General features: G+C 65.8%; 9 protein-coding genes. 3 read left to right on the top strand and 6 right to left on the bottom strand.

Annotated features, from left to right (window positions below; all coding sequences use genetic code 11):
* Window positions 1-178 precede the first annotated feature (178 nt).
* A complete protein-coding gene (locus SE91_RS34055) occupies window positions 179-1,729 on the bottom strand; it encodes an AMP-binding protein (RefSeq protein ID WP_061850743.1) in 1,551 nt (516 codons plus the stop codon).
* Between the two features lie 18 nt (window positions 1,730-1,747).
* Complete coding sequence (locus tag SE91_RS34050) at window positions 1,748-2,902, bottom strand: iron-containing alcohol dehydrogenase (protein ID WP_061850742.1); 1,155 nt, start codon at window positions 2,900-2,902, stop codon at window positions 1,748-1,750.
* A 288-nt stretch (window positions 2,903-3,190) separates the two neighbouring features.
* Between SE91_RS34050 and SE91_RS34045 the strand changes: the two genes are divergently transcribed.
* From SE91_RS34045 to SE91_RS34035, 3 genes are all read left to right on the top strand, one after another.
* Entirely contained in the window at window positions 3,191-4,396 is a 1,206-nt protein-coding gene (locus SE91_RS34045) for an efflux RND transporter periplasmic adaptor subunit (RefSeq protein WP_061850741.1), read from the top strand.
* Window positions 4,393-7,554 (top strand): efflux RND transporter permease subunit, encoded by a 3,162-nt coding sequence (locus tag SE91_RS34040; RefSeq protein WP_061850740.1) that lies wholly within the window; start codon window positions 4,393-4,395, stop codon window positions 7,552-7,554. The genes SE91_RS34045 and SE91_RS34040 overlap by 4 nt, the downstream gene beginning before the upstream one ends.
* A gap of 192 nt (window positions 7,555-7,746) precedes the next feature.
* Entirely contained in the window at window positions 7,747-8,937 is a 1,191-nt protein-coding gene (locus SE91_RS34035) for an ABC transporter substrate-binding protein (RefSeq protein WP_060737359.1), read from the top strand.
* A 158-nt stretch (window positions 8,938-9,095) separates the two neighbouring features.
* Here SE91_RS34035 and SE91_RS34030 read toward each other — a convergent pair whose 3' ends face one another.
* From SE91_RS34030 to SE91_RS34015, 4 genes are read right to left on the bottom strand one after another with little or no spacing between them, the layout of a single operon-like run.
* Window positions 9,096-9,485, bottom strand: coding sequence for an MAPEG family protein (locus tag SE91_RS34030; protein ID WP_061851460.1), 390 nt, complete (start codon window positions 9,483-9,485; stop codon window positions 9,096-9,098).
* 26 nt (window positions 9,486-9,511) lie between these two features.
* A complete protein-coding gene (locus SE91_RS34025; RefSeq protein WP_061850739.1) occupies window positions 9,512-10,594 on the bottom strand; it encodes a lipocalin-like domain-containing protein in 1,083 nt (360 codons plus the stop codon).
* On the bottom strand, window positions 10,584-13,046 hold the full coding sequence (locus SE91_RS34020) for an FtsX-like permease family protein (RefSeq protein WP_061850738.1): 2,463 nt from the start codon (window positions 13,044-13,046) through the stop codon (window positions 10,584-10,586). Before SE91_RS34020 ends, SE91_RS34025 begins: the two co-directional genes overlap by 11 nt.
* On the bottom strand, window positions 13,043-13,696 hold the full coding sequence (locus SE91_RS34015; RefSeq protein ID WP_061850737.1) for an ABC transporter ATP-binding protein: 654 nt from the start codon (window positions 13,694-13,696) through the stop codon (window positions 13,043-13,045). The genes SE91_RS34020 and SE91_RS34015 overlap by 4 nt, the downstream gene beginning before the upstream one ends.
* Window positions 13,697-13,726 lie beyond the last annotated feature (30 nt).

Genomic DNA, 13,726 nt, shown 5'->3' with positions numbered 1-13,726 from the left:
AGCGAGGCAACGGGCAAGTCCGCAGGAAGCCTCGACAATTCGGATGACGGATGGCCGCGGGGTTTCACGCTTCCGTCATGTGAGAGTGCAGGTGCGAAGGGGCGGATCACGCATGGATCCCGGCCCCTGCGCGCAATTGCGCGCTAGGCCGAGACCACACTGAATCTGTTGATGGCCCTCACACGATCCGCGACGCCTTGTTCCCCCAATAGCGATCCCTGAGCAGTCTCTTGTAGAGCTTCCCCGTCGGCAGTCGCGGCAGTTCCTTCTCGAAGTCGATCGAGCGCGGCACTTTCTGTCGCGACAGCGATTTAGCGCAGAACGCGATCAACTCTTCCGCGAGCGCGGGGCCCGGCACAACGCCGGACATCGGCTGCACCACCGCCTTCACCTCTTCACCGAGGTCGGGATTGGGCACGCCGAACACGGCGGCATCGGCGACCTTCGGATGGGTGATCAGCAGATTCTCGCACTCCTGCGGATAGATGTTCACCCCACCCGAGATGATCATGAAGGTGGCGCGGTCGGTGAGGTAGAGGAAGCGGTCCTGGTCAACATAGCCGACGTCGCCGACCGTGCTCATGCTGCCGTCGGCCGAGCGCGCCTCCTTGGTCTTCTCGGGATCGTTGAAATATTCGAACGGCGTGGCGGTCTTGAACCAGACCTGGCCGGGCGTGCCGGTCGGGCACGCCTGCATGTTCTCGTCGAGAATGTGGAGGTCGCCGAGCAGCACCTTGCCCACGGTGCCGCGATGGGCCAGCCATTCCTCGCTGTTGCAGGCGGTGAAGCCGAGCCCCTCGGTCGCGCCGTAATATTCGTGGATGATCGGTCCCCACCATTTGATCATGTCGTCCTTGACCAGGGCCGGGCAGGGCGCAGCGGCGTGGATCGCGATTTCGAGCGAGGACAGGTCGTAGCGGCTTCGCACCTCCTCCGGCAGCTTCAACATGCGCGAGAACATCGTCGGCACCAGCTGGGTGTGGGTGATGCCCCATTGCTGGACGAGCTGAAGGTAGCGCTCGGGATCGAAGCTCTCCATGATGATCACGGTGCCGCCCATGCGGATCGTGAGATTCACGGCCGCCTGCGGCGCGGAATGATAGAGCGGGGCCGGCGACAGATAGACCATGCCCTCGCGATAGTGCCAGAGCTTGGTCAGGAAATCGAACAGCGGCAGATTGTGCTTCGGCGGCTCCTCGGGCAGCGGCCGCAGAATGCCTTTGGGCCGTCCGGTCGTGCCCGACGAATAGAGCATGGCAGTGCCGAGCCATTCGTCGGTGATCGGCGTCGCCGGCAGGCCGGAGGTCACTTCGGCAAGGCCGACGATGCGATCGCTCTCGCCGGGGCCATCGGCGACGATGCAGAGCTTGACCTCGGGACAGGCCTGGATCGCCTCGCGCGCGATGTCGAGCTTGGCCACCGACGTGATCAGGATCCTGGACTGGCTGTTGACCAGGAGATAGGCGAGCTCGCCCGGCGTCAGGAACGAGTTGATGCAGGTGTAGTAGAGGCCGGACCGCTCGCCCGCGCCGCAGGCTTCCAGATAGCGCGCATTGTTCTCCATGAAGATCGAGTAATGATCGAGCCGCTTCAGGCCGTGCTTCCGGAACAGATGCGCGAGACGGTTACTGCGCGCCTCCAGCTCGCGATAGGTGACGGCCTCGCCCGTCGATGCCATGACGAAGGCGGGCTGGAGCGGGCGTAGGCGGGCATGCTGACCTGGGTACATCAGTCCTCCGGCTTGGGATCATGCGGCAAGAAGCAGAATTTCGCGCACATCGCCGGGGCCCTCGATCCTGCGCGGATTTCGCGGAATCCAGTTCGTGCGCATCGCCTGTTCCGCAATGCCATCGAAATGCTCCGGCGACACGCCGACCTCGGCGAGGCTGCGTGGCATGCCGAGCGAGCGGATGAAGGCATCGAGCACATCGGCGGCATTCCGGCCGGGATAGCCCATGGCGGCCGCGACGATCATCTGGCGCTCGGCATTGTCGCGCTCGTTCCAGCGCATCACCGCCGGCAGCATGACGCAGGAGGTGTAGCCGTGTGGCACGTCAAAGGCCCCGCCCAGCACGTAGCCGATGCCGTGGCTCGCGCCCATGGGGACGCCGGCCGAAAGCGCACCCATCGACAGCCAGGTGCCGATCTGCGCGTCCATGCGGGCGTCGAGATCGGCGGGGTCCGCCTTCACCCGCGGCAGCGCGTCAGCGAGCATGGCGAGGCCCTTGACCGATTGCGCGTCGGCATAGGGATGCGTCTCGCGCGAGCAGATCGCTTCCACGCAGTGGTCGACGGCGCGGATACCGGTCGACAGAAAGAGCCATTCCGGCGTGTGGACGGTGATGGCGGGGTCGAGGATGGTCGCGCGCGGCACCGTGAGCGGATGCCGCAGCATCTGCTTCACATGCGCAGCTCGGTCGGTGACGCCGGCGATCGCGCTGAACTCGCCGCCGGCGATCGTGGTCGGCACGCTGATCTGCCGCACGACCGGTGCGTTCATCTCCGGCGCGGCGCCCTTGTGCACGCGGATGCGGTCGATGCCCTCGATATCGTCGATGCCGTTGGCAAGGCAGAGCTGCACCGCCTTGGCGCCGTCGGTGATGGAGCCGCCGCCGACGGTGACGATCAGATCGGCGTCGACTTCGCGCGCGGCGCGAGTGGCGGCGATCACCGCTTCGCGCGGCGTGTGCGCCGGCATCGCGTCGAACAGTCCGGCGCAGCGTGCGCCGAGCGCCCGCTTGATTTTTGTGATCTCGTCGGTCTGCCGGTTGAGCGTGCCGGAGACCATCAGGAAGGCGCGGCGCGTTCCCAGCCGGTCCATCTGCGCCACGATGGCCTCGGCTGCGGGATGGCCGAACACGACCTCCTCGATCGCGCCGTAAACGACACGTCCCTGGTGCACGCCTGTCCTCCCCGGACAATTCCTCTTGTTTTTGTTGGAGTATCCTAGCCGAGGCCGCCTTGCCCGTCATGTGCGAAGACGCTGATCCGCCCTTCCTTCTCCTCCGCCCGTCCCCCCGCAGGCGAGGAGAGGCGAACAAGTCGTGTCAACCCGTCATCCGGTCAGGCGCCCCGGCGGAGCATTGCACGCGCATTGGTCTTGAAGTGTTCATCATTGCCGCCCATCTTGTGTCGCCCGCGAGCAGGCGCGTACCCTGCATTTGCCGCGGCTTTTGATGCGAGGACAGGGATGGGCGGACCGGACGGAAGCGAGCGACCTGTCAAAAAGCACGACTTCGTCCAGTGGCGGCATGGCGCCATGGCCGGGCTCCTCATCGCGGCATTCGCGCTCGCGGGCTGCGACAAACCGGCCTCACAGGCCGCCGCCCCGCCGCCGGCGCCAGTCACTGTCGCCCAGCCGGTCAAGCGCACCGTCACCGATTGGGACGAATACACTGGCCGCTTCGAGGCGGTCGAGGAGGTGCAGGTGCGCCCCCGCGTCGGCGGCTTCGTCAACTCGGTCGAATTCCAGGACGGCGCCATCGTGCGTCAGGGCGATCTGCTCTACGTGATCGACCCGCGTCCGTTCGAGGCGGTGGCGACGCAGGCGGAAGGGCAGCTCTCCGACGCGCGCGCCCGGGTCGAGCTTGCCAAGCGCGAGCTCGATCGCGGCCTCAGCCTGGTGCAGACCAGTGCGGTCTCCGAACAGGTCGTCGATCAGCGCCGCCAGGCCTTGCAGGCCGCGCACGCTGCCGAGAAGCAGGCAGAGGGCGCGCTGAAGGCCGCCAAGCTCAACATCGAGTTCACGCATGTCACGGCGCCGCTGACCGGCCGCGTCAGCCGCCATCTCGTCAGCCCCGGCAATCTCGTGCAGGGCAGCGACAGCGGAACGTCGACATTGCTGACGTCGATCGTCACGCTGGATCCGATCTACATCTATTTCGACATGGATGAGGCGACCTTCATCAAATACAGCAAGCTATGGTTCGAGGGACGGCGCCCAAGCTCGCGCGACACCGCAAATCCGGTGCAGGTAACGTTGGCAGGCGAAACCAAGCCGTCGCGTGAGGGCGCCGTTAACTTCCTCGACAACCGCCTCGACGTCTCGACCGGCACGTTGCGCAGCCGCGCCGTGGTCAAGAACACCGATCTCTCGATCCTGCCCGGCCAGTTCGGCCGCGTCCGTCTGATCGGCAGCGCGCCCTACGAGGCGCTGCTGATCCCCGACGCTGCGATCGCGACCGATCAGTCCCGCAAGATCGTGTTCGTGGTCAAACCTGACGACACCGTCGAGGCGCGTCCCGTGGTGCTCGGGCCGCTCGACGACGGCCTGCGCGTGATCCGCGAAGGCTTGAAGGCGGAGGACCGCGTCATCGTCAACGGCATCCAGCGCGCCCGGGTCGGCGCCAAGGTCGCCCCGCAGACCGCGCAAGCCCCGGCCGGTGGCAAGTCATGAATCTTGGCCGTCTCTCCATCAACCAGCCCATCCTGGCGATGGTGCTGTCGATCGTGCTCTTGATCGTCGGTGCGCTGGCCTACACCACGCTGCCGGTCTCCGAATATCCGCAAGTGGTGCCGCCGACGGTCGTCGTCACCACGCAATACCCCGGCGCCTCCGCGCAGACCGTGTCCGATACGGTTGCAGCTCCGATCGAGCAGGAGATCAACGGCGTCGAGGACATGCTGTATCTCTACAGCCAGGCCACCTCGAATGGCCAGCTCACCATCACCGTCACCTTCAAGCTCGGCACCGATCTCGACAAGGCCCAGGTGCTGGTGCAGAACCGCGTCGCCATCGCGCAGCCGCGCCTGCCGGAGGAAGTGCAGCGCAACGGCGTCACCACGCGCAAGAACTCGCCCGACATCCTGATGGTCGTGTTCATGCTGTCGCCGGACGACACCTTCGACCAGCTCTACATCTCCAACTATGCGCTGCTTCAGGTCCGCGACCAGCTCTTGCGCCTCGACGGTGTCGGCGACATCCAGATCTTCGGCGCGCGCGACTATTCGATGCGGCTGTGGCTCGATCCTGACCGCATCGCCAACCTCGGCCTGACATCGGCCGAGGTGCTGGCGGCGATCCGCGCCCAGAACGTGCAGATCGCGGGCGGCCAGATCGCCGAGCCGCCGATCGCCGACCGCGCCTTCCAGCCGAACCTCACCTTCACGGGCCGCTTGAAGGATCAGAAGCAGTTCGAGGACATCCTGATCAAGGCGGGCTCAGACGGCCGTATCGTGCGCCTGCGCGACGTTGCCCGCATCGAGCTCGGGGCCTTGTCCTACAGCACGAACAGCTTCCTGCTGCGGAAATCCGCGGTTGCCATGCTGGTGACGCAGCGGCCGGGGTCGAACGCGCTCGCGACGGCCAAGAATATCTCGGACACCATGACGACGCTCAAGGAGAGCTTCCCCAGGGGTCTCGACTACAATATCGGCTACAACCCGACCGAGTTCATCGCGCAGTCCGTCCACGAGCTGATCAAGACCATCTACGAGGCCATGCTGCTCGTGGTGATTGTCGTGCTGGTGTTCCTGCAGGGATGGCGGCCGGCGATCATTCCGATCATCGCGATCCCGGTCTCGCTGGTCGGCACGTTCGCGGTGATGGCGGCGCTGGGTTTCTCCATCAACAATCTCACGCTGTTCGGCCTCGTGCTCGCCGTCGGCATCGTGGTCGACGACGCCATTGTCGTGGTGGAGAATGTCGAGCGCCACCTCGAGCACGGCATGAGCCGGCGCGACGCCGCGCTGAAGACGATGGAAGAGGTCGGCGGCGCGCTGGTCTCGATTGCGCTCGTGCTCTGCGCGGTGTTCGTGCCGACCGCGTTCCTCGGCGGCATTTCCGGGCAGTTCTTTCAGCAATTCGCCGTCACGATCGCGGTTGCGACCGCGATCTCCTGTTTCTGCTCGTTGACGCTGTCGCCGGCACTGGCATCGCTGATCCTCACCCCGCACGAGGAGAAGAGACCGCCCGCCGCCTGGAATGTCATTGCGCGCGGCTGGAATGCGTTCACGGGCGTGTTCAACCGTGTGTTCGATCGGTTGGCGCACGGTTATGCGAGTCTCGCCAATTTTGTGATCCGGCACTCCGTCGTGATGCTCCTGGTTTATGTCGTTCTGATCGGCAGCGCCGGCTGGCTGCTCGTAACCACGCCGCAGGGCTTCATCCCCGCGCAGGATCGCGGCTACGTCATCATATCCGTGCAATTGCCGGGCGCAGCGTCACTGGCGCGCACCACCGAGGTCGTGCGCGAGATCGAGCGGATCTCGCTGGATACGCCGGGCATCGTCCGCGTCGCGGCCTTTGCCGGCTTCTCCGGTGCCACGCGCACCCAGGCCGGCAACGCGGCCGCGCTGTTTCCGGTGTTCGACGAGCCCGAGGCGCGAATGAAGAAGGGATTGTCTGCGAACGCCATCACGGTCGAGCTGCGCAAGCGGCTGTCCGCGATCCAGGGCGCCTTCATCATCGTGATTCCGCCGCCGGCCGTGCCCGGCATCGGCACCGGCGGCGGCTTCACCATCCGCATCCAGGATCGCCAGGGTCGCGGGCCCGAAATGCTCGCGGCCGCGACCGACGAGCTGGTCGCCGCGGCGCGCAAATCGCCCTTGCTGCTCGGCCCCACGGTGTTCTCGCCGTTCTCGGCCAACACGCCGCAGCTCTTCGTCGACATCGACCGCACCAAGGCGCAGAAGCTCGGTGTGCCCATCTCAAACATCAATGAAACGATCCAGACCTATTTCGGATCGAACTATGTCAACGACTTCAACCTGTTCGGCCGCACCTATCACGTCACGGCGCAAGCCGATTTCCCCTACCGCAAGGAGCCGAGCGACCTCGCGCGGCTGCGCACGCGCAACGCCTCCGGCGACATGGTGATGCTCGGCAGCGTGGTCGAGTTCAAGGACGTCTCGGGCCCCGACCGCGTCGCGCGTTACAATCTCTATGCGGCGTCCGAATTGCAGGGCGAGCCCGCGCCGGGCACCAGCTCGACCACCGCGCTCAACACCATCAAGCAGCTCGCGAACGATACCTTGCCGAGCGGCTTCACCTTTGAATGGACCGATCTGTCCTATCAGCAAATCACCGGCGGCAATGCGGGTCTGCTCGTGTTCCCGATCTGTGTGCTGTTCGTCTATCTCGTGCTCGCCGCACAATATGGCAGCTGGACCCTGCCGTTCGCGGTGATCCTGATCGTGCCGATGTGCCTCTTGGCCGCCACCGTCGGCGTGCGTATCATGGGCCAGGACGTCAACATCCTCACCCAGATCGGCTTCGTCGTGCTGGTAGGGCTGGCGGCAAAGAACGCGATCCTGATCGTCGAGTTCGCGCGCGACATCGAGAACGAGGGCAAGTCCCGGCTGGAGGCCGTGATCGAGGCCTGCCGCCTGCGCCTGCGGCCGATCCTGATGACGTCCTTCGCCTTCATCCTCGGCGTGCTGCCGCTGGTGATCTCGAGCGGCTCCGGCTCCGAGATGCGACAGGCGGTCGGCGTCGCGGTGTTCTTCGGCATGATCGGCGTCACCCTGTTCGGGCTGCTGTTCACGCCGATCTTCTATGTGGTGGTGCGGAACCTGGCCGAGGGGCGCAGGGACAAGCCGGCGGCGGTAGGGTGACGACGGTCAGACGGCCACAATCGCGCACCACTCTCCGCCGTCGTCTCGGATCGGCCCGCGCTTGTCCCGAACGACAGCCGAGAATTAAGCGCCACCCTCCATACTAACGACCAACATGAAATCGATGGGCACGTGCGGGGTTCTTCACTACTATCCGCGCGATTTCACAGAAGACTGCTGGGAGTTAAACATATGAAATCAGCACTTTGGGCCGCAGCGGCGTCAGCCGTATTGATTGCGGTTCCCGCCTCGGCGCAGGGCGTCAAGATCGGCATCCTCAACGACCAGTCCGGCGTCTATGCCGATTACGGCGGCAAATGGTCGGTCGAGGCCGCCAAGATGGCCATCGAGGATTTTGGCGGCGAGGTGCTCGGCCAGAAGATCGAGCTCGTCACCGCCGACCACCAGAACAAGCCGGATCTCGCCGCCTCGATCGCGCGGCGCTGGTACGACGTCGAGAACGTCGACATGATCACGGAGCTGACGACCTCCTCGGTTGCGCTCGCGATCCACGAGCTGTCCAAGGAAAAGAAGAAGATCGACATCGTCGTCGGCGCCGCGACCTCGCGTCTGACAGGCGATGCCTGCCAGCCCTATGGCTTCCACTGGGCCTACGACACCCGCGCGCTCGGCGTCGGCACCGGCGGTGCGCTGACCAAGGCCGGCGGCGACACCTGGTTCTTCCTGACCGCCGACTACGCCTTCGGCTATGCGCTGGAAAAAGACACCAGCGAGATCGTCACCGCCAATGGCGGCAAGGTGGTCGGCTCGGTGCGCGTGCCGCTCAACTCCTCGGACTTCTCCTCCTTCCTGCTCCAGGCGCAGAGCTCGAAGGCGAAGATCGTCGGCCTCGCCAATGCCGGCCTCGACACCACCAACTCGATCAAGCAGGCCTCCGAGTTCGGCATCGTCGCCGGCGGCCAGAAGCTCGCGGGCCTCCTGATGACGCTTGCCGAGGTCAACGGCCTCGGCTTGCAGGCCGCGCAGGGCCTGGTGCTGACCGAAGCCTACTACTGGGACGTCAACGACAGGTCGCGCAATCTCGGGGAGCGCTTCCTCAAGCGCACGGGGCGGATGCCGAACATGATCCAGGCCGGCACCTATTCGGCGACGCTGAGCTATCTCAAGGCGGTGAAGGCCGCCGGCACCAAGGATCCGGATGCCGTCGCCAAGAAGCTGAAGGAGCTGCCGGTCGACGACGACTTCGCGCAAGGCGGCAAGGTGCTCGAGAACGGCCGCATGGTCCACGACATGTATCTGTTCGAGGTCAAGAAGCCTTCCGAATCGAAGAAGCCCTGGGACTATTACAAGCTGCTCGCCACCGTCCCTGGCGACAAGGCCTTCTTCACCGCCAAGGAGAGCGGCTGCCCGCTGACGAAGTGAGGCTCTCGTGTCCCGGACGCGCTGCAGCGTGAAACGCTGCTGCGCAGAGCCGGGACCCACGCCTCTCCGGGCGTGAAGGCCAGACTCGGTCCCGGTTCAGCGGCGCAGCGTTACCACGCTGCACCGCGCCCGGGACACGAGCCGTGTGATGCCGTGGTTTACTTCACCAGCCGCAACACCACCGCCCCCAGTGCACCGACCCACAGGACAAGCGCAGCGAGGACCTGGATCGCAAAGCCCGTGCCGCGCTTGGCGGCCGCCTGCGAATAGCCGATGAAATAGACCATGCGGCCGATGATCCAGACCGCGCCGATGCCGGCGGCCATGGCATCGCCGATATAGGCCGCGAACAGCCAGAGCGCCGGCAGGAAGATCGGCATCCATTCCAGCGTGTTCGTCTGGATGCGGAAGGCGCGGTCGAAATCCGGATGTCCCGCCATCGCTGGCACCTTGACACCGGTCTTGGTGCGCAAGCGCGACACGTTGACGGCGGTGAAGAAGTAAAATGCGATCGCCAGCAGCGTGACGAGAGCGGTGAGATGATACATCGCAAGTCCCTCGAAGAGATCGCGCTTCAATAGCCGGTCATCTCGAGATAGCCAACGCCGTCATGCGTGCCGGCAAAGCTGATCGGCCCTTCCCAATAGGAGAAGCCGGTCCCCATCCAGGCCTTCGGATTCAGCGGCTTGCAGGCGATCGAGAACGATCGCGAGGGAATTGCGATCTGCCATTCCACCGGCACTTTGCGCCCCGCAATGTCCACCGTCGCCTTGGGACTCATCTGGATATCGCCGCCCGCAATCATCTGCGTGTCGCCCGCGGCGCTGATCCAATTGCCGAACGGATAGTTTTGGCCGTCCTTCTGCCGCAGCCGGTACAGCATCAGCTTGTCGCCGGATGCCAGATGCAGCGACAGCCAGTCCCAACCGGTCTGGTCGGCTTCGAGCGGCTGGCTGCTCCATTCGCGGTCCAACCAGGCCTGGCCCGAGACATCGACCGCCTTGTCGTCGATGCTGAGCGTGCCGCGCGCGCGGTAGAACGGCTGGCTGTAATAGTAGGACGCCTGTCCGCGCTCCGACTTGCGGCTGTAGCCGCGGTCGCCTTGCAGCACCACCGGCCGCTCCGTCTCCAGCGTCAGCGCGTAGCTGAAATCGGCACCGGACGCCTTCAGTGTCAACGGGGCCAGTGTGCGATCATCGGTGCGCTCGACGCACTTCATTTCCCAGGCGTCGATCCAGGCCTCGAACGGCTTGGCTATGACGCCGGCCTGTCCCACGCCGCCACGCGAAAATGTCTCGCTGAAGCGGTGCGTGTCGGCACGCGTCACCGCCGCATGTCCCATCCACACTTGCTGATTGGCCCAGCCTTCGCCTTGCGGCCCCGGCTGGGCCGCTTGGCGGAACAGCGTCCACTGCAGACCGCATGCCGCGCCGCTGGAATCGACGAGATTCGCCGTGAGATACCACCACTCGATGCGAAACTCCGGATGCGGCCCGTGATCGCCGGGGAAGCTGAACAGCTTTCCCGGCGTCACTTTGGCAAAGCCGTCGGCGGTCGCGCCGAGACCGGCATAGCCCTGCGCGCCTGCGCGGCGCGAAAGGGCGAGCGCGGCAAGGGCGCCGGCGAATGCACGTCGGGAAATCGCGTCAGCGCTCATTGGCGAACACCTTGACGAGGCTCGCTGGCTGCATCCGCGCCAGCCGGATCATCGGCAGCAGCGCGGCGATCAGCGAAGCGAGCAGCGCGACCGCGACCAGCTCGACCAGTTGCAGCGGAAACACGTGGAACGGCAGCCGCCAGCCGAACGCCTTCACGTTGACGATCGCGATGAGGCACCATGCCACGAGGAGGCCGAGCGGCACCGCCAGCAGCGCGGTGAACAGTGCGACCGATAGCGTCTTGGTCAGCTCGATCGCGGCCAGGCGCGGCCGGGTGAGGCCGATTGCCCACAGCGGCGCGAGCTGCGGCAGGCGTGAATTCGCCAGCGTCAGCAGGCTGGTGAGCAGCGCGATGCCGGCGACGCCGAGCGTGAACGCATTCAGCGCGGAGGTCACCGCAAAGGTGCGGTTGAAGATGCGGATCGATTCCGCCTTCACCGTTGCTTGGTCGGCGACGCTGCGGTCGTCCAGCGCGAACTGCTTCTGCAAGGCTGCGATCAGGCCGGGGATATTCTCCTTGGCGACGATCAGGCCGATGCGCGTCTGTGGCGTCTGCGGAAAATGCCGGATCAGCGCTGCGACATTGACCGCGAGCTGTCCCTTGGGATTGCCGTAATCGGCATAGATGCCGACGATGTCGAGCTCCCAGGTCCCACCCGGCGCCGGCACCGCGACGACGTCGCCGAGACGGATATTCAGCCGGCGGCTCAGCTGCTCGCTGATGAAGGCGGCATTTCCTGGCACGAGCCGGGTCCAGGCGCGGGGCGCGGCTTCCAGCAGCGGCCAGCGTTCGCGGTAAAGCGCATGGTCGGGCAGGCCGAGGAGCTCCACCGGCTGTCCCTGGACTTGCGCTTCGGCACGTCCGCCCGAAAGGACCGCCTGGACTTCGCCGCGCTCACGCAGCCAGTTTCGAATCGCAAGGCCTTGCGCATTGTCGGCGGCGCTGATGTAGACGTCGGGCGCCAGCCGTCCATTGAGCCAGCCGATGAAGGTCCGGCTGAACGTCTCCACCATGGTGGAGACCCCGACATTGACAGCGAGCGCGAGCAGCAACGCCATCAGCGCCAGCGACAGGCCAGAGAGCTGCTGCCGGCTGTCGGCCCAGAACCACAGCGCGAGCGGCCCTCGCGCCACGCGCTGGCCTGCGAGGAGGATGATCTCGAGGAAAGTCGGCAGGATCAGCGCCGCGCCCAGCATCAGCGCGGCCAGTACGCCAAAGCCTGCGATCAGCGTCTGTCCATAGTGCAACAAGAGCAGCGCGACCGCGAACACCACGCATGCGGCAGCACTTTGCAGAAGCAGCCAGCGGTGCTGCCTCTGCTGCCAGGCGCGTGGTTGCGCAGTCGCCAGCACCGGCATCCTGATCGCCTTGATCAGGCTGGTCGCGGCCGCGACCAGCGCGCCGGCGATGCTGATGCCGATGCCGGCGAGCCACCATTCAGGCCGCAGCACGAGCTGCCCCGGAATCTGCGCGCCGTAGAGCCCGCGCAGGGACGCCGCGACATCAGGCAGCAGCGCGGCCGCGATGAAATAGCCGCAGACCAGGCCGATCAGCCCGGCGACCAGCGCCAGCACGACCAGCTCGACGACCAGCACGGTGTTGACCAGCCGCGCCGAGGCTCCGCAGGCGCGCAGCGTACGCAGCATCGGCAATCGCTGCTCGAAGGCGAGGCCGACGGCCGAGTTGACGATGAAGAGCCCGACGAAGAACGACAGCAGGCCGAACGCCGTGAGATTGAGGTGAAAACTGTCGGTGAGTCGCTCCAGCTCCGTTTCCGCGTCGGGCTCGACCCGCTGCAATTGCTCACCGACGACGCTTTGCAGCGGCGCGGGCTTGCCCTTCGCCTTGCCGATCAGCAGCCGCGACAGCTGATCCGGCTTGTCGAGGAGCCGCTGTGCCACGCCGATATCGACCACCAGAACGCCGGGCACGAGCTGTGGCAGCACGCGCAGAGGCGGCAGTTTTGCGCCATCGCTGATCGCCGGCGTCGCGCCTTCCTTCTCGTGCAGATCGGTCAGCGTCTCCCGCGCCACCAGCGTCTGGCCCGGCGACGTCACAAAGCTGCTCAGATCCGCAGCGCCAAGGCGCGGAGCGTCGCCGACGTCCGCCGGCATCGTCACCGGCTCGATGCCGAGCAGCCGCAGCGAGCGCCCGTTGATCTGGACCCGCCCCTCCAGCACCGGCGAGACCGGCCAGCCGGCACGCCTCAGCTTGACGAACAGCTCCTGCGAGAAAGTCGCCGCATCAGGCGCGACCAGCATCGCCGTGCGCACGCCGCCAAACGTCGCCGCGGCGCGGTCGTAGGCGCTGCGGGCCTGCTGGTTGATCGCCTGCACGCCGCTCCACAGCGCGGTCGCCGCGATCAGTCCGATCAGCAGCGTTGCGAACTGCATCTTGTGGCGCCGCCAATGGCTCAGCAGCACGGCGAGGATCCACAGCGCGCGCCTCATGCGATGCGCCCGCCATGCAAGGTGAGGTGGCGGTCGAGCGTCGCTGCCAGATGCAGGCTATGCGTCACCATCAGGAAGCCGCAGCCAGTGCGGGCGACGAGGTCGCGCGTCAGCGCCAGCACATCCTCGGCGGTGGCTTCGTCCAGATTGCCGGTCGGCTCGTCCGCCAGCAGCAGCGCAGGCTTCGTCGCCAGTGCCCTGCCGATCGCGACGCGCTGCTGCTGTCCACCTGATAATTGCTCTGGATAACGCTTGAGCAGGCTGCCGAGTCCGAGTCGCTCGGTCAGCTCCTTGGTCCAGGCTGCATCGTGCCGGCCTGCGATCCGGGCCTGAAAGGCGAGATTGTCCGCAACCGACAGGCTCGGGATCAGGTTGAACTGCTGAAAGACCAGGCCGATCCGATCGCGTCGCAGCTCAGCACGTCCGGCATCGGACAGCTTGGTGACCTCGACCTCCGCCAGCCGGATCGTGCCGCCATCGGCGGCATCGAGCCCTGCGATCAGGTGCAGCAGCGTGCTCTTGCCGCTGCCAGATTCACCGGTTAGCGCGACGCGCTCGCCGGCCGCGAGGTCGAGATTGACGCCGCGCAGCACGTGGACCGGCTCGCCGGCGGAGACGAAAGTCTTTGAGAGATCTTTGATACTCAGCACGATGAATGGCGCCGAACAAAATTGATGGAA

The sequence above is a fragment of the Bradyrhizobium sp. DOA1 genome, assembly GCF_001593325.1.
Classification (GTDB): domain Bacteria; phylum Pseudomonadota; class Alphaproteobacteria; order Rhizobiales; family Xanthobacteraceae; genus Bradyrhizobium.
Note: the sequence above shows the minus strand (reverse complement) of the source record. Positions and strands in the feature narration are given on the sequence as shown.

Coding starts and splice junctions, on each gene's coding strand:
- SE91_RS34020 (WP_061850738.1), bottom strand. CDS start 13,046: ATGAGGCGCGCGCTGTGGATCCTCGCCGTGCTGCTGAGCCATTGGCGG.
- SE91_RS34030 (WP_061851460.1), bottom strand. CDS start 9,485: ATGTATCATCTCACCGCTCTCGTCACGCTGCTGGCGATCGCATTTTAC.
- SE91_RS34040 (WP_061850740.1), top strand. CDS start 4,393: ATGAATCTTGGCCGTCTCTCCATCAACCAGCCCATCCTGGCGATGGTG.
- SE91_RS34025 (WP_061850739.1), bottom strand. CDS start 10,594: ATGAGCGCTGACGCGATTTCCCGACGTGCATTCGCCGGCGCCCTTGCC.
- SE91_RS34045 (WP_061850741.1), top strand. CDS start 3,191: ATGGGCGGACCGGACGGAAGCGAGCGACCTGTCAAAAAGCACGACTTC.
- SE91_RS34055 (WP_061850743.1), bottom strand. CDS start 1,729: ATGTACCCAGGTCAGCATGCCCGCCTACGCCCGCTCCAGCCCGCCTTC.
- SE91_RS34035 (WP_060737359.1), top strand. CDS start 7,747: ATGAAATCAGCACTTTGGGCCGCAGCGGCGTCAGCCGTATTGATTGCG.